This is a genomic window from Chryseobacterium oryzae (assembly GCF_022811665.1).
Lineage (GTDB): Bacteria > Bacteroidota > Bacteroidia > Flavobacteriales > Weeksellaceae > Chryseobacterium > Chryseobacterium oryzae.
On record NZ_CP094529.1, the window covers coordinates 1,383,179 to 1,399,830 of the forward strand.

General features: G+C 32.8%; 19 protein-coding genes and 1 tRNA gene. 10 read left to right on the forward strand and 10 right to left on the reverse strand.

Annotated features, from left to right (window positions below; translation table 11 throughout):
- The 5 genes from MTP08_RS06385 to porQ form a co-directional block, all read right to left on the reverse strand.
- Entirely contained in the window at positions 1-498 is a 498-nt protein-coding gene (locus MTP08_RS06385) for a phosphoribosyl-ATP pyrophosphatase (protein WP_209390999.1), read from the reverse strand.
- Positions 499-501: 3 nt separating this feature from the next.
- Positions 502-810 carry a phage holin family protein gene (locus MTP08_RS06390; RefSeq protein ID WP_209390998.1) on the reverse strand — a complete coding sequence of 103 codons (309 nt, stop codon included), beginning with the start codon at positions 808-810 and terminating at the stop codon, positions 502-504.
- Between the two features lie 79 nt (positions 811-889).
- Positions 890-1,237 (reverse strand): YtxH domain-containing protein, encoded by a 348-nt coding sequence (locus MTP08_RS06395; RefSeq protein ID WP_209390997.1) that lies wholly within the window; start codon positions 1,235-1,237, stop codon positions 890-892.
- 77 nt (positions 1,238-1,314) lie between these two features.
- On the reverse strand, positions 1,315-2,001 hold the full coding sequence (cmk, locus tag MTP08_RS06400; protein ID WP_243577567.1) for a (d)CMP kinase: 687 nt from the start codon (positions 1,999-2,001) through the stop codon (positions 1,315-1,317).
- A gap of 59 nt (positions 2,002-2,060) precedes the next feature.
- On the reverse strand, positions 2,061-3,053 hold the full coding sequence (gene porQ, locus MTP08_RS06405; protein WP_243577568.1) for a type IX secretion system protein PorQ: 993 nt from the start codon (positions 3,051-3,053) through the stop codon (positions 2,061-2,063).
- 165 nt (positions 3,054-3,218) lie between these two features.
- Between porQ and pyrH the strand changes: the two genes are divergently transcribed.
- Together pyrH and frr are read left to right on the forward strand one after the other, a co-directional pair.
- The gene (gene pyrH / locus MTP08_RS06410; protein ID WP_209390994.1) at positions 3,219-3,926 is read left to right on the forward strand and encodes a UMP kinase; all 708 of its coding nucleotides are present in this window, start codon (positions 3,219-3,221) and stop codon (positions 3,924-3,926) included.
- A 117-nt stretch (positions 3,927-4,043) separates the two neighbouring features.
- Positions 4,044-4,598, forward strand: a complete 555-nt coding sequence (gene frr, locus MTP08_RS06415) for a ribosome recycling factor (RefSeq protein ID WP_243577569.1) — start codon at positions 4,044-4,046, stop codon at positions 4,596-4,598.
- Positions 4,599-4,662: 64 nt separating this feature from the next.
- Here frr and MTP08_RS06420 read toward each other — a convergent pair whose 3' ends face one another.
- The gene (locus tag MTP08_RS06420; protein WP_243577570.1) at positions 4,663-5,658 is read right to left on the reverse strand and encodes an SDR family NAD(P)-dependent oxidoreductase; all 996 of its coding nucleotides are present in this window, start codon (positions 5,656-5,658) and stop codon (positions 4,663-4,665) included.
- Positions 5,659-5,793: 135 nt separating this feature from the next.
- Entirely contained in the window at positions 5,794-6,426 is a 633-nt protein-coding gene (locus MTP08_RS06425) for a M23 family metallopeptidase (protein ID WP_243577571.1), read from the reverse strand.
- A gap of 349 nt (positions 6,427-6,775) precedes the next feature.
- Here MTP08_RS06425 and MTP08_RS06430 point away from each other — a divergent pair, with 349 nt between their 5' ends.
- Together MTP08_RS06430 and MTP08_RS06435 are read left to right on the forward strand one after the other, a co-directional pair.
- Entirely contained in the window at positions 6,776-7,474 is a 699-nt protein-coding gene (locus MTP08_RS06430) for a DsbA family oxidoreductase (RefSeq protein ID WP_243577572.1), read from the forward strand.
- Positions 7,475-7,921: 447 nt separating this feature from the next.
- Positions 7,922-8,428 (forward strand): hypothetical protein, encoded by a 507-nt coding sequence (locus MTP08_RS06435; protein ID WP_243577573.1) that lies wholly within the window; start codon positions 7,922-7,924, stop codon positions 8,426-8,428.
- 64 nt (positions 8,429-8,492) lie between these two features.
- On the opposite strand, the gene MTP08_RS06440 is transcribed toward MTP08_RS06435, so the two are convergent.
- Positions 8,493-9,182 carry a Bax inhibitor-1/YccA family protein gene (locus MTP08_RS06440; RefSeq protein WP_243577574.1) on the reverse strand — a complete coding sequence of 230 codons (690 nt, stop codon included), beginning with the start codon at positions 9,180-9,182 and terminating at the stop codon, positions 8,493-8,495.
- Between the two features lie 46 nt (positions 9,183-9,228).
- Positions 9,229-10,263: an acyl-CoA reductase gene (locus MTP08_RS06445; protein WP_243577575.1), complete on the reverse strand. Its 1,035-nt coding sequence runs from the start codon at positions 10,261-10,263 to the stop codon at positions 9,229-9,231.
- Positions 10,264-10,322: 59 nt separating this feature from the next.
- Here MTP08_RS06445 and MTP08_RS06450 point away from each other — a divergent pair, with 59 nt between their 5' ends.
- The 6 genes from MTP08_RS06450 (at position 10,323) to MTP08_RS06475 (ending at position 15,784) form a co-directional block, all read left to right on the forward strand.
- Positions 10,323-10,673: a 4Fe-4S binding protein gene (locus tag MTP08_RS06450; RefSeq protein WP_243577576.1), complete on the forward strand. Its 351-nt coding sequence runs from the start codon at positions 10,323-10,325 to the stop codon at positions 10,671-10,673.
- A gap of 86 nt (positions 10,674-10,759) precedes the next feature.
- A complete protein-coding gene (gene serC, locus MTP08_RS06455; protein WP_243577577.1) occupies positions 10,760-11,824 on the forward strand; it encodes a 3-phosphoserine/phosphohydroxythreonine transaminase in 1,065 nt (354 codons plus the stop codon).
- A 123-nt stretch (positions 11,825-11,947) separates the two neighbouring features.
- Positions 11,948-12,907 (forward strand): D-2-hydroxyacid dehydrogenase, encoded by a 960-nt coding sequence (locus MTP08_RS06460; RefSeq protein ID WP_243577578.1) that lies wholly within the window; start codon positions 11,948-11,950, stop codon positions 12,905-12,907.
- Positions 12,908-12,914: 7 nt separating this feature from the next.
- Entirely contained in the window at positions 12,915-14,159 is a 1,245-nt protein-coding gene (locus MTP08_RS06465; RefSeq protein ID WP_243577579.1) for a DUF1015 domain-containing protein, read from the forward strand.
- Positions 14,160-14,212: 53 nt separating this feature from the next.
- Complete coding sequence (locus MTP08_RS06470; RefSeq protein WP_243577580.1) at positions 14,213-15,610, forward strand: M28 family peptidase; 1,398 nt, start codon at positions 14,213-14,215, stop codon at positions 15,608-15,610.
- Between the two features lie 86 nt (positions 15,611-15,696).
- Positions 15,697-15,784 (forward strand) — tRNA-Ser (locus MTP08_RS06475).
- Positions 15,785-16,202: 418 nt separating this feature from the next.
- On the opposite strand, the gene MTP08_RS06485 is transcribed toward MTP08_RS06475, so the two are convergent.
- Positions 16,203-16,526 carry a hypothetical protein gene (locus MTP08_RS06485; protein WP_243577767.1) on the reverse strand — a complete coding sequence of 108 codons (324 nt, stop codon included), beginning with the start codon at positions 16,524-16,526 and terminating at the stop codon, positions 16,203-16,205.
- Between the last annotated feature and the right edge of the window lie 126 nt (positions 16,527-16,652).

Genomic DNA, 16,652 nt, shown 5'->3' on the forward strand with positions numbered 1-16,652 from the left:
TTATATAAGCTGTTCCATGCTGGAAACACTTTTAGATTTTTGATATGCTTCCAATTTTTTACGGACAAATTTTAGTGCCATTGGTGCAACATAGATAAGTGCAGCACCCAACATTTTCTTTTTCCAGTTAGAACTTCGGAAATTTTTCTTTGCATAATTGGCAACAAAAGCCGTTACAGCAAGTTTTACAACTGCATCTATTGCGTCACCTTTCATTGCACTTCCTGCAATTCCCATGGCGGTATTTTTACTTAGAAAAAGATCTTTTACTTCAGATGTAATTTGTTTGGCAATAACGTCTTTTCTCAATACTGTTTTTTCTTCTCCATCGTCATCTACTTTTTCCTGCAAATACTGATCTGTAAGACCATTGGTAAAAGCACTCAGACTTTCTTTGGTATTTTTAAAGGTAAGAAGAGCCTCCAAATCATTAATTTCTTCTTTCAGGAGTTTCTTTTTTCTTTTGAGTTCCTCCAGACTTTCGTAGTTTCTCCCCATAGTTTACTGATTTAAAAATTCAATTACTTTATTCGCTACCATCTTAACAATTTTTTTCTTGAAAACCACAACAATAATCATGATAAGCATATAAAATCCTGCAATGATAAGAAATCCCAGCGAATTATCATTAAGAGCTTTTCCTACAAGAAAGGCTAAGCCAAAATTAAAAAGAATGATAAAAAAGCCAAAAGCTACCAGCAAAATAACGAGATAGGCAATAACTCCTGCAGAAATAGAAGATTTTTCTGTTGCTTCAATTTTCAGCAGATCTATTCTTTTAGATGCATATTCTTTTATAGTTTCAATCATCCTTTTATTTTTTTAAAGTTATAAAAAAAGGAACTCATTTACAAAAGTTCCTTTTTATTATTTAATTTAAAATTAAATATTAATTTTTTAGATCATTCAAACCAGACTCTACATCTTTCACCATATCTGTAGTTTTAGATACAATTTGATCTTTGTATTTATCGTAACCATCTTTTACTGTATGGGCTACATTGTTTGCTGTTTCTTTAAAAGTTGAAGAAATATTCTGGTATTGATCTTTTACTTTTTCAGAAACTTCTCCGTATTTATTTTTAGCCTGATCTTTAAGATCATCCGCCTTATTCTTAATTTTTTTTCTCGTTTCTTTACCTTCTTCAGGAGCATAAAGCATTCCTAAAACTACACCTGCTGCAGCACCCGCTAAAAGTCCTGCTAAAATACCTGCTGTATTATTTTTTTTAGACATTTTTTGTTTTTTAATGGTTAGTATAATAGTTATCTGGTAAGTAAAATTGCAATTAACATACCAATTAGTTTTAATAATTAATAAAAATCGTTAATTTTTTTCAAATGATACAAAATTGCTTCAATGGTTTGAGATTTTGTTAGGTTGGAGTTGTCTATCTCAATTGCATCGACTGCTTTTTTTAGCGGTGAAATTTCTCTTTCACTATCGATGCGGTCTCTTTCGATTAAATTTTCTTTTACCTGATTTCTATCTGCCGGCAAACCTAATGAAAGAAGTTCTTCATATCTTCTTTTGGTACGTTCTTTAATACTTGCAGTAAGAAAAAACTTAAAATCTGCTGTGGGAAGCACTACCGTTCCGATATCTCTTCCATCCATAATAACTCCTTCGTTTCGGGCAATCGACCTTTGTGTTTCCAGTAAAAAATCTCTTACTTCTTTCTGTTTAGCAATTAAACTTACATGGTCAGAAACTTCAGCCGTTCTTATTTCTTTAGAAACATTAATTTCATTTACATATAAAACCAGCTCATCATTTTCTCTTTTAAATTCGAGCTTAATGGACTGCAAAGAATTGAAAAGTTTATTTAAATCTATCTCGCCTTCTTTATCAAGGCAATTCTGCAAAGCAAACCAAGTGATCCCACGATATAAAGCACCCGTATCCAGATGAACAATCCCAAGTTTTTCTGCAATAATCTTAGATATAGAACTTTTTCCTGTAGAAGAGTAGCCGTCTATGGCAATTACCGGTTTTTTCATAGTACAAATTTCAAGAATTTTTATGAAAAAATCAAGTATTGTTTATGTTTATAATGATGTTAATCTGCGTGGCGTGGGTTAAGATCTATAGAAATCCCAATCTGATTTACGTTAGAAGCATTATGATAACGAACATGTGCATAATCTACTCTAAATCTGGAAACCTTAATACCAAAACCTCCTGAAATTCCGGAAAAATTTCTTTGATCCAAAACAGCAAGTTCACTTCCTCGTCTAACGTTATATCCCAATCTGATATTAAAGTTCCTTTCCGGGAAAAGTTCTGCTCCTAGAGAAAAGTGGTCGGCAATTTTTCTTCCGAATCCAATTTTCTGATCGTTGATATTATAATCTGAAGAAATATCAAATTTCTGCAAATCGTGAGCAGTTAAAGTTACGGCAAGAGGAAAATTCTTTAAAATTTTTGTGTAACCCAAATCTATTCTGAAGGGGAGGTTTTCTCTTTCTCCATTAAAAGATTTCAACTGATAGCCAAAGTTACGGAGAACAACAGAAGCGACTTCTTTATTTATTTTACTATGATAGGTAATCCCCGCAGTTCCTGAGATTGCAGAAGAAGTATAAGTATCTATTTTTGAAGTAATAAAATTTAATCCTCCACCAATTGTCCAGTCTTCTTCAAACTGAAAAGCATAACCTGCACCCACAGCAACATCTGAAGCCGAAAATTCGCCCATTTCGAAACCACTTTCGTCAGTTCTGGGGATATTTCCGTAATTCATGTATCTAGCATTAAGGGTTACCATGTGCCCGTTATCAAGATCTCTTGCATAGGCAATTGTCCCGTATTTAGAATCTGCAAGATAAGCTGTTGCATTTACAGAAAGCTGGTTATGAGAATCCTTATTCAATAATGCGGGGTTGGCAATGGCAAAAGAAACATCCTGATCTCTAATGCTGATAACATCTCCGCCTAAAGCCGCCTGTCTTGCTGAAACAGGGATATTTAGAAAAGGATAAACATTTGTTCCGTTCTGTGCAAATGAAACAATTCCTGAAAGAAATAGTGGAAATAGTAATAATTTCTTCAAATCAGTATATAATTAATGCAAAAATAATTCTTTTTGCTATGTATCAAAATATTTACATCAATATTTATCTACAAATATTTTTCTTTTTTCAATATTTATAATGATTATATTTGCAGAGTTAATTTTTCAGACCAATTTATCTGAAATAAATTTTTAGAATTTAAAATGAAATATAAAAGAATCCTTCTTAAACTGAGCGGTGAAGCATTAATGGGAAACAGACAATACGGTATAGATAATGATCGTCTTACCGAGTATGCCCACGAAATTAAAAAAGTAGTAGACTCAGGTTGTGAAGTTGCCATTGTGATTGGAGGTGGAAACATTTTCCGTGGTGTTGCAGGAGCAGCTAAGGGAATGGATAGGGTTCAGGGAGATTATATGGGTATGCTTGCCACAGTTATCAACGGGATGGCATTACAGGGAGCTTTGGAAGATGCAGGAATTAAAACAAGACTACAGTCTGCCATTGAAATGGATAAAGTTGCAGAACCATTTATTAAAAGAAAAGCAGTAAGACATTTAGAAAAAGGTAGGGTAGTTATCTTCGGTGCAGGAACCGGAAATCCTTATTTTACAACCGATACCGCTGCAACATTAAGAGCTATTGAAATTGATGCGGATGTTATTCTGAAAGGAACAAGAGTTGACGGAATTTACGACAGCGATCCTGAAAAGAATGAAAATGCAGTAAAATATAACTCACTTACTTTTGATCAGGTTTATGAAAAAAATCTTAAAGTAATGGATATGACTGCCTTTACTTTGAGCCACGAAAATAAACTTCCCATCATTGTATTCGATATGAATAAAGATGGAAACCTTCTTAAAATTGTGGAAGGAGAAAATATTGGAACATTAGTTGATTTGTAATTAGTCTTTGTATTGATACTGAAAAACTTAAATATAACAGTTTAGGTATTTTATATTAAGTTTTAGACATTACTTATCAAAAATCAAATGTGTAATTTATCAAATTTTATTATCATAATGGAAGAATTAGATCTTATCGTAGAATCTGTAAAGCATGATATGGAAGCTGCTCTTAAGCATTTGGATCATGCATTTCAAAAAATCAGAGCTGGTAGAGCTTCTACAACAATGGTACAGGATGTAATGGTAGAATATTACGGAGCTCCTACACCAATTAATCAGGTTGCCAATGTATCTGTTCCGGATGCCATGACAATATCTATTCAGCCTTGGGACAGAACAGCGATTGGAGCAATAGAAAAAGCAATTATCAATTCAAACTTAGGATTTGCACCTTCAAATAATGGTGAAAATATTATTCTGAATGTTCCGCCTTTAACCGAAGAAAGAAGAAGAGATCTTGCAAAACAGGCAAAAGTAGAAGCGGATGATACAAAAGTTGTTGTAAGAAATGCTAGACAAAACGGATTGAAAGATCTTAAAAAACTTGAAGGAGTTTCTGAAGATCTTATTAAAAATATTGAAGCAGATATCCAAGTACTTACCGATAAATACGTAAAACTTTGCGACGATCATCTTAAAGTGAAAGAAGCTGAGATTATGAAAGTATAATTATTCGAATATTTTTACTTATAAAAACTTCTTTTTGAAAATTTCCAAAAAGAAGTTTTTTTATTTAATAATTTTTTCTATTTGCCTTGATAATCATGAATGCTAATCCTAAGCCCAAACCTGTTAGCATAGCAATTTTTGTTTTTTTTCCAGGAACGGGTAGTGATGTTTCTCCATAAATTCTATGTGGTTCTGAAGATTCTTCTAAAACATTACCCGGATCGTCCGGAGCATTTTTAAGTTTCATCATAAGACGCATTCCAGCAGAAGCAGTATTAATAACTGTTTTAGGAAATGCCTGATAAACATTTTTTAACAGCCATGAAGTAAAGTCTGGGAACAAATCCTTTTTAGGTTCTTTCGCAAGCTGTACAATTTTATCTGCAGTATCTCTAGGATCTGATGCAAATGGAGGAATTTTAAAATCTAAACCAGAATATTTTGCAGAATGCATATTTCCTGTAGAACGTTGAATTTGCGGATAAAGATTGGCAATATAAATCTCTGGAAACTCAGAAATTTCCCCGTGGAGACATTCCATCATTCCGCGGATCCCGAATTTGGTTGAAGAATAAACTGCACTGTAAGGAGCCGGCATAAATCCTCCAATAGAAATATTATTAATAAGAATGCCTTCGTTCTGTTCTTTGAACAATTTTAGGACATGATAAGCTCCATGCATATATCCAAAAAGATTGGTTTTTATCACCTGTTCATGTATTTCCATCGGTATTTCATCGAATTTACCGCTTGCCATAACTCCTGCATTATTTACCCAAATATCTATTCTGCCAAATTCTTTTACGGCAGCTTCTACAAGATTTTCCACCTCTTCAGATACGGAAACATCTGTAGGCACTGCAATTGCATTTACTCCTAAGTCTTTGCATAAAAGAACCGTTTCATCTAATGCTTTTTCGCCTCTGGCGGCAATAACAATATTACAGCCTTCAAATGCAAAGGCTTCTACAGTCGCTCTTCCGACACCGCTGCTTCCACCGGTAATAACGACAGTTTTTCCTCTAAGACTTCTTTTTTCTAAGTTGTTTTTTGATTTCATATCAGAAATGATTTTGGTTGATTTTATAATACTATCTATTTTTACACCAAAGACATTCTCTGAAATCTTTTTTACTCTGTAATTTAAAAAAACACAGACGAATACCTGTGTTTTTAATTATGCTAATTCAATAATTTACTTTCTATTTTTAATCTTCTGATTTTTATAGATATTTTCAGAATAAATTCCATTTTCAAAATAATAAGGTACAGAAACTAACGTTTTGTTTCTCTCAGGAATTAAAACATTAAAATGAAGATGAGCACCAGAAACATAGCCGGTTTCTCCACTTAAACCAATGGGTTGATTGCGTTTCACAAAATCGCCCACTTTCACAAGATTTCCATTTTTCTTTAAATGTGCATATTGTGTAAAAAGACCACTTTGAGGATGATAAACTGTAATAAAGTTAGAAAAATTCTCCCATTTTTTGTCATTTTTTCCAAATTCATAGTCTTTTATGACTCCTACAACAAAACCATCATCTGCAGAAGTAATGGTATCACCAACTTTCATATCAAAATCAACTGCATAACGCGAATAGGAAGTATTATGGGTGAAATTCCCATTATTTCCCTGCATTATTTTGTATTTTTTGCCTTTGGGAAAGGGTAAAGCAAGAATGTTTTTTTTAATTATTTTATTATCGTCACCCAGAGCCTGAAAATAACTGTAATTAAATTTTTTTACATCTAAATTAGGTATGAAAAATTTTATTTCACGCTTAGATCTTTCATTCAATAAAATTTTTAGGGTATCCTTAATCAATTCATTTTCTTTTAAATATTTCGAAAAAAAATTAATCCGTAATGGGCAATGTAGAGGATTCTCTAATTTTATTGACAAGGTATCTTTTGCATAATCAACAATGTATGAATATTCGAATTGATTGTATTTTTGTGTAGGTAATTCTTGTGCATTCAGCTTAAAAAAAGTTATACATATAAACAAAGCAATAATTGTCTTTCGAAAATACATTTCCATCGGTAGTGATATTTTTTCAAATATACATTCTCTCATTGAAATTTATAATATACATCATATTTTTTTTGCATAAAAATGCTATCTATATAAAGGATAAGTATTGTAAATTTATATTTAAATTGAATTTGAAATTATGAAAGTAGAAATTTGGTCAGACATTATGTGCCCATTCTGTTATATAGGTAAGAAAAATTTTGAAAATGCGTTAGATAAGTTACCTTTTAAAGACGAGATAGAAGTAGAATGGAAAAGTTTTCAGCTTGATCCATCACTGAATCCTTCCGAAACAATGACAACCCAAGAATATTTTACTGCAAAAAAAAGAATTTCGCGAGAACAAGGTCAGCAATTATCTGCACAAGTAATTGATATGGGAAAACGTGCCGGAATAGATTTTAATTTTAAAGATGCGATTATTACCAACACATATAATGCACACAAACTTCTTCATTTGGCTAAAAAATATAATAAAGCAATCGAGATGGAAGAGGAGCTTTTTAAAGCACATTTCCTCGATGGTAAAAATATCGGAAGTAATAGCGATCTTGTAGAAATTGGAGGAAATATAGGTATTCCTGAAGAAGAAATTGAAAAATGTTTAGAATCAAATGATTTTGATGCAGAAATTCAATCTGATTTTGATAAAGCAAAAGCTTATGGCGTTTCGGGAGTTCCTTTTTTTGTGTTTGATAGTAAATATGGAGTTTCCGGAGCTCAGCCTTCAGAAGTTTTTGAAGATACTTTACGCCAAACATATGCAGAAACAGAAAAATTGATAAAAAAAGATTCTGTTAACGATTTATCTTGTGGACCAGATGGTTGCTCAATTTAACATAGCATCTATAATATATTTTTGCTAATAGTTGATAAGAAATGAAATTTGCAATATTATGTAAGTTTCATTTTTTTTGTTCTTTTTAAAATAGTTTTTAATGAGTAGAAAAAATATTAGACTAATTTAGATTAATTTCAATTTCTTATCATTACATAAATTATTTAAGATGAATTGGAAAAAATACTCTATTTAACATAATATAAATTATAGGACTTTTTGAATATTTAAAACGTATCTATTTTGGCAGAATTTGGTTTTTTGAAAATTGTTAAAAATGAAAAATTCTTCATTCATTATAACTAAAAATTATACAGCCGATTCTCAGCGATTAGTAAATATGCTGTTATCATTAATGAATAGTCTAATTTTTGCTTTCATATCAACTTAGGATTACAACTAAAATTAAAAAGTATTAAATTTTAAAAAATCAATAAAAAATTATATATGAAAAACTTCACACTTACAATTGCTTTTGCAGTAATGTTCATTCAATGCAATAAAAATAAAGATACGAAGCCATTCCCAAGCAATAAAGATTCTTCACACATCAATTCAGAAACTGTAAAAACTGATAGCTTAGACGCTAAAACATTTTGCTATCTGGGAATTACCGGTAAAGACAGCGTTTTTGTAAGTTTAGATGATAATTTGGGAACAATTTCAGGTAAAATGAGCTATAAAAATTTCGAAAAAGATAGTTCCAAAGGTGAATTATCTGGTTATAAATCTGGCGATACCCTAAAACTCACCTATGAATTTGCAGCTGAAGGAACTGTAAGCAAAAGAGATATTTTCTTCATCCAAAAAGATAATTCACTTACTGAAGGCATAGGAACCCAAAAAGATGATAAAGGAACAATGCGATATTCAGACGAAAAAAAGATTGATTATAAAAACGGACAAGAACTGAAATCTGCAGACTGTGCACTTGTTACAAAAGCTTTAAAATAAATCACCAAAAAATCCTGATAGTTTCATTATCAGGATTTTACATTTTATTCTACAAATCAATATTTTAGTTTCTTCTGCTCATTAAAATTCTTAAAATATACCAGAACAAAAGCATGATAGAAGCAAAAAGCTGTAAAGATGCTCCTACGTACTGATCTGTACTGTAAGAATCTTTAAGTTTGCTGGTTTGGTACAAAATAGTTGCAGATGCAAGAATTACCATTCCTACAGAAAACCATAAACCAAGATTGAACCCGAAAATCATTCCAGCAACGATTAATCCAATAGCAATAAATCCGCCTATTGCAATAATATTTCTTAAAAAAGAAAAATCTTTCTTAGAAGTAAATGCAACATAAGAAATTCCAGAAAACATTGCTACTGTAAGCGTCGCTGCCTGAAAAATCACTTCTCCACCTCCTGCATAAGCCATTGCAATGTACATCATCGGCAAAAATATGATTGCTTCTAATAAGATGTAAATTCCTAATCCTAAATATTGGGTAGATCTGCTTTGTGCCAAAGACCATTTTGTAGCCAAAAAAGAAGCAAGCCAAAAAATTCCCAATACCAAAAGCCAACTGTATTTTTGCCCGACCATCATATAAATAAGGTCTGGTGGAACTACATTAAGCAAAATTGCTTCTACTGCAATAAAGGCGAGAATTGCCAATGCAACATGCATATATGTTTTTTTGTAAAATTCTGCTTTTTCAATATCTGTTGAATAAGCTACTAAAGAATCGTTCATCATGTTTATTTATTTATAATTTAAACTCACTAAATGTATACAAAATTTATCAGATAACTTCTAAAAATTTCATAGTATCTACATTATCTGCATAAGTATTCAGCTGAGGGTTTTGTGCTTCTCCAAAGTAGATAGAATCTATTCCAAGTTCATCTTTTGCAACTACGCATTGAATATTTTCTTCGTTTTCTGAAAGAAAAGTTTTTACTTCATCAAGAGATGTATACCTGCTGAAATTAATGACAGAAAGCGGACTGAATAATCCGTTATCTTCTTTAAGCATAACAAAATTATTATCCCAGAATTTATCCCCGTTTAACAGGTAAATTGCTCTATTATAATCATAATTATTGGCGTATTTATGATGATTAATAATGTCCTGAAATGCTATAAAACTCTCGAAAAGCCTGTCGATTACAAAATCTTCAGGAATAAAAATTCTTGTAACATTTCTACATCCCAGACCAAAGTACTGAAAAATATCTTTTGCAAGAAGAGCGAGTTCTTCCGGGGTTTCATCTCCCTTCAAAACGGAAACAGATGTTCTGTTTTTTCTGATGATATTTAAATGATTGTTGAAATAATATTCGAGATATCTTGCCGTATTGTTGCTTCCAGTGGCGATAACTGCATCAAAATTTTCTAATCTTTCAACATATTTGAAATTCATTTCCGAATCAGAAAATTCATTCCACATTTTCAACAGATAAGGAATCATTAATCGGTCTTTAGAAGATAATTTAATTAAAGGAATATGATTGCTTAAAATTACAGAAATCACATCATGAAATCCCACTAATGGGATATTTCCGGCAAGAATCAGTCCTACCCTTTTAGATGTTTTAGATTCGGAATATTCCTGAAGCCAAGAATTGATATTTTCTACGGTTAGTAATTCCGACCATTGTTTTAAAGCATCTTTTTGATTCTCAATGGTAAACCAAGGGTTTTCAATTTCAGATTTCTTTAATATCTGTTCAAATTCGGCTTCATTTTCATTAAAATCGATAGATTCTTTTACCAAAAAGTCTTTAATGTACTGCCCTAACCTGCTGAGTCCTAAAACTCTTTTTTCGTTATTCATAATTGCTGTAAAATTGGGGAATATTTTGTAATTTTGTGCAAATTTAAAAAAAATTAGCGATGGCTATTAAAATAACTGATGAATGCATTAACTGCGGAGCTTGTGAACCAGAATGTCCTAATAATGCAATTTATGAAGGAGCTGTAGATTGGAAAGCTTCAGAAGGAACAGAACTATCGGGAATGGTTACCCTTACTTCTGGTCTTACAGTGGATGCAAATGCGCCGCAAGAACCCGTAAGTGATGATGTTTACTTTATTGTTACAGACAAATGTACAGAATGTAAAGGCTTTCACGAGGAGCCACAGTGTGCTGCGGTATGTCCTGTAGATTGCTGTGTTCCAGATGAGGATCATGTAGAATCAGAAGAAGCGTTACTGAATAAAAAAGCATTTTTACACGGTGAATAAGAACTTCCGTCTCATCCAGTATGAGGCGGTTTTTAATTTTTTAAACAAATCTCTAATAATATTTAATAAAAGTAAAAACAGAAGAAATGAGTAAAAAACATAATTTCAGTGCAGGACCTTGCATTTTACCGCAGGAAGTTTTCGAAAAATCTGCAGCAGCAATTCTGGATTTCAATGGTATTGGTTTATCTATTTTGGAAATCTCCCACAGAAGTAAGGATTTTGTTCCGGTAATGGATGAAGCACGCGCAATCGTAAAAAGATTAATGAACCTTGGAGATGATTACGAAGTTTTATATTTAGGCGGAGGTGCAAGTCTTCAGTTTGCCATGGTTCCTTATAACTTGATGAAAGTTGGAGGAAAAGCAGCCTATCTAGACACAGGAACTTGGGCTGCAGGTGCTATAAAAGAAGCTAAAAAAGTAGGAAGTGTAGATATTGTTGGTTCTTCAAAAGAAGAAAACTATTCGTTTATTCCTAAAGATTATAAAGTAGGTGCAGAATACGATTATTTTCACTGCACATCAAACAATACCATTTACGGTACTCAGATGAAAAGCTTTCCAGAGGTAGATACACTTATGGTTTGTGATATGAGTTCGGATATTTTCTCAAGACAGTTAGATTTTTCTAAATTCGATTTAATCTACGCTGGAGCTCAGAAAAATATGGGACCTGCAGGAGTAACTCTGGTGGTAATTAAGAAAGAAATTCTTGAAAAAACAGGCAGAGAAAATATACCTTCGTACTTCGATTATGCTCAGCACATCAATAAAGAATCTATGTTGAATACTCCACCTGTATTCCCTGTTTATGCATCACTTCTCACTTTGCAACATTTAGAAAACAATGGCGGAATTGCCGCTGCTGAAGCAAGAAATGAAGCAAAAGCTAAATTATTATACGATGAAATAGATTCTAACCCATTATTTGAAACTTTCTGCGTAAAAGAAGACCGTTCTTTAATGAATGTTTCTTTTAAGCTGGTAGACGAAACCAAAAAAGAAGAGTTTGATGCAGCATGGAAAGCGGCAGGAATTAATGGTTTGAACGGTCATAGAAGTTTAGGCGGTTACAGAGCAAGTATGTACAATGCTTTGCCTATAGAAAGTGTTCAGGTTCTGGTAGATGTAATGAAATCGCTGAAGTAATTTCTTCGTAAAATCTTCGTCAATTATAAGATTATTTTCATTACAATAAATTTTCTTAATTTGCGACTCAGTTAAGAAAGAACAGATTACCAGATTAAAAAATCTTTAAATCAATTATAAGTAATGAAAGTTTTAGCTAACGATGGAATTTCCAAAGCTGGAGAAATTGCTTTAAAAGAAGCAGGAATTGAAGTATTAGACAATAGAGTTGCTCAAGATCATGTCATTAGTTTTATCAACGAGAACAATGTAGATGTTCTTTTGGTGAGAAGTGCCACAAAAGTGAGAAAAAACCTTATTGATGCCTGTCCTGGACTAAAAATAGTTGGAAGAGGCGGAATTGGGATGGATAACATTGATGTGGAATATGCAATTGAAAAAGGGTTATATGTTATTAATACTCCAACTGCCTCATCTAAATCTGTTGCAGAATTGGTTTTCGCCCATTTTTTCTCGTTGGCTAGATTTTTACACGAATCCAACAGATTAATGCCATTGGAGGGAGAAACTCACTTCAATGCCATGAAAAAAACTTTCAGTAAAGCGTATGAATTATCCGGTAAAACCTTGGGAGTTATAGGCTTTGGAAGTATCGGACAAGAAGTGGTAAAAATGGGGATTTCTTTGGGAATGAAAGTAAAAGTTCTTACCCGAAAACCTAAGACAGAAACCCTTAGTTTAGATTTTTTTGATGGTCAAAAACTTAATTTTGAAGTCACTTCTACCAATAATACAGACGAGTTCTTAAAAGAAGTAGATTTCATCAGTATCAACACCCCAAAAACTACAGAATATATCATTGATACTCCGCAGTTTGAAAAAATGAAAGATGGAGTTTTCATTGTAAATACTGCAAGAGGTGGCGTAATAAACGAAGTAACTTTATTAGATTTTATAGAATCCGGAAAAGTGGCAGGAGCAGCTTTAGATGTTTTCGAAAATGAACCGGCCCCCGAACTTATTTTACTGATGAATCCGAACCTGTCTCTTACCCCCCATCTTGGTGGAAATACCGTAGATGCGCAAGAAAAAATCGGTGTAGAGCTTGCCAAACAAATTATTGAAATTAAAAAGAAACTATAATATATATATGCCTGTTTTTAAACCTTTCCGTGGAATTAGACCTCATAAAGATCATGAAGCTACATTTCCTACACATCCTTTGGATAATTTTACACAGAGCGAAATTGCAGAAAAAGCGCAAGTAGAAAAAACTTACATCAACATGATTAAACCTTATGTTGTAAGTAAATCTAAGGATATTGACCGGAATTTAAGGAAAATACGTTCCACTTTTGAGGAACTTATGGAAGAAAATGTTCTTATTCAGGATAATTCTGCTTATTATCTTTACGAACAAATTTATCCTAACAAACAGGTATTCAGAGGGCTTTTAGGTTTAGCAAGCATTGAAGATTTCTGGGACGGAAAAATAAAAAGACACGAGAGTACGATTCCTCAGAAAAAGGAAAAACTGGCTCATTATCTGGAGAAAGTTAATCTTCAGGCAGAACCTGTTTTGCTTACGTATCCATCCAATTCTAAGATAGAATTACTGATGAATCATGAAGAGAAAAATGTTCCAATTTTTAATCATACGGACACCATAGGAATCAGACATAAAATATGGAGAATAGATAATCGTCTAAAACTTCAACAGTTTAAGGAAGTTATCGATCAAATAGATTCATTTTATATTGCAGACGGTCATCACAGAATTGGCTCTACAGCACTCAACGCAAAACGTCTGAAAGACAAGAATAAGAGACATAACGGTACAGAAGCTTACAATTTTGTATATAGTTTCATTGTTTCTAACCAATCTATTAAAATTCATGATTATAACAGAATTGTAAAAAGTATTGGTGACCTTTCTACTCAGGATTTTTTAGAAAAAATTGAAAAATATTTTTTAATTCACGAAAAAGGAGAAACACCATACTACCCTTCTCAAAAGTTTCATATTTCGATGTATTTGGATGGAAAATTCTATTCTCTTCACGTAAAGCATGATCTTCGTTCACAAGAAATGTCGTTAGATAATTTAGATCATCATATCTTAGATAAATATATTATCAATGAAATTTTGAATATTGAAGATTCTGATAGTTCCGATGAAATTATATACATCAAAGGAACTTCAAACATTGAAGGAATTAATATTTTAAAAGAAAAAATAGACAATGGCGAAGGTAAAGTAGGATTTGGTATTTATCCCGTGAGCTTTAACGACATGATAAAAATTTCTGATCTTAAGCTAAGAATGCCTCCAAAATGTACATTTATAGAGCCTAAATTGGTAACTGCCTTATTAATGTACGATATGAAACAATAACTATCTGTTTTTTTCTTTATTTTTATGCTCCGAAAAGAAAACGGTCAGTAAAAATGAAAAAGATTCTACTCATCATACTTCCACTCTTTTTGAGTGGATTTTTATTTTCGCAGAAATTAACTGTACGAAAACTAAAACCTGTTCCCAAATTCAATTATTCTGAAGAGTTTAAGAAGATTTCAGACGAAATTTTCCTTCACGGAACAGCATATAGTAATTTAGGCGAACTTACGAAAGGTATCGGAGCAAGATTCAGTGCCACTCCGGGATATGCAGCCGCAACGGAATGGGCAGAAAATAAACTGAAAGAAGCCGGTGCGGAAAATGTTTGGAAACAGGAAGTAAAAGTTCCGGTCTGGGTTCGTGGGAAAGAATCTCTACACATAAAAACCTCAAGTGGTGATTGGAAAAATATCCGAATGTTATCTTTTGGAAATTCTGAAGGAACAAAAGGGAAAGATCTTATTGCAGATATACTTTTGGTGAATGATATTCAGGAGCTTGTAAATCTCACAACGGCTCAGGTAAAGGATAAAATTATTTTTGTAAATTATGTTATAGATCCCACCATCATCAATACAACAAATTCTTATCTGATTGCAGCAAAATCTAAACTACTTTCTGCATCGGTTATTGGAAAAAAAGGAGCTAAAGCATTAATAATTCGCTCTCTAACCACAGCGTCAGATGATGTTCCGCATGCAAAAATGATTTATTACGAGCCAGACGATAAAGTTAGAATTCCTGCAATGACCATTGGAGTAAAATCTGCAGATGAATTGGAAAAGCTTTTAAAAACTCAAACAGTTAAGGCGAAGATTAATATGGCTGCAGAATCAAGAGGAGAAGCCATTAATTATAATGTAATTGGTGAAATTCCTGGTAAAAAAGACAATAAAATTATCCTTGTTGGAGCACAACTCGATTCTTGGGATTTCGCCGAAGGAGCCCATGATGATGGTGCAGGAGTAGCCCAGTGTATTGAAGTTTTGCGTACTTATAAAGCTTTGGGATATACTAATAATCATACTCTTAGAGTTATTCTTTATGCCAATAGCGAAAATGGAGGTCGTGGTAGAGATACTTACGAAAATCAATCAAGAAAAAAGGATGAAAAGCATATTTTTGCGTTAGGCACAGATGCCGGTGGCTACTCCCCTCGCGGATTTTCTTTAGATATGCCACCACAACGCCGAAAACTTATATTTGAATGGAAAAATTATTTTCTTCCTTATGGCATTTACGATTTTGAACAAACCGATGCCATTCAGGATATTGCTCCTTTAAAAAAACTCAGTATTCCTCTTGCAGAGTTAATTGTGGATACTCAAAGATATTTCGATTATCATCATTCTGAAAAAGACACATTCGATAAAGTTAGCAAAAGAGAATTGCTTTTAGGAGCTGTGGTGATGACTCAAATGGTTTTTATGATTGATAAAAATTGGTAGATTTAAAATTTGTCATTTTTTGCTTGGTCAAAATAAAAAAACATTTTATATTTGCACCACTGAAAACGAGAAATCGTAGTAAGTAAGGAGAGTTGGCAGAGTGGTCGATTGCGGCAGTCTTGAAAACTGTTGACTGTAACAGGTCCGGGGGTTCGAATCCCTCACTCTCCGCCAGTTGGGAACCAAAATAAGCTAAAACGCTGTAAACATCAATGTTTACAGCGTTTTTTGTTTTTCGGTAGTATCAAAGAAAAGCAAAAAAGACCATATTGAAAGTGACCTATTTAGTGACCTATCGTGAAAATATCAAAATAGGTCACTGAAATCTCTGGAAAACCCGACAAATAGGTAGTCTAACGATTGAAAATCTTGCAAAAAGTGGTAACAAAAAGTAAATTATTAAACAATTAAAGTTATCGCACAATGAACAAAACATTCAACCTGTTATTCTCCAACATTTTTTCGATGTCCTTATAATTGTAATATAATGTTCCATCAACACGAGTAAAAGATAAGCTACCGTTAATACGTAGATTTTGTAATGTTCCGCTAGAAATTTTCAAAAGTTCCCTAGTGTATTGTTTTGATGCGGTTAAATATGCATTTTTGTTTCCCCATGCATTTGCCGGAATTGACAAGTTAGATGTTGATGAAATGTCTGCTGTACTGTATGGTCAGGTACTACAGTAATCACATATTCAACAGGTTGTTTTTCCTTTGAAAAATCCCTCGGCGAAATTTCATTAAAATAATATAATCCCGGTTCCAGAATATAAACAGCCTGCCCTGATAAGGTAGTCGGTCTAGTTGTCACATAAGCAACAGCACCTCCTTTAGCAAGGGTATATGTTTTAGCAGTGAGTTGATTCCCTTTGGATTCGTTGGGGAATAATTCCGCCGTAGTAATTGACATCATTTGGTTTTCCGACCACTTTAAAAGTAGCTTCAGACGTTTGGTTATTGATACCAACCCGTCCCTCGAGTGATATAGTTATTAACAGTAAAAATAAATAAATGAATTTTCTCATCGGTATTTTGATTA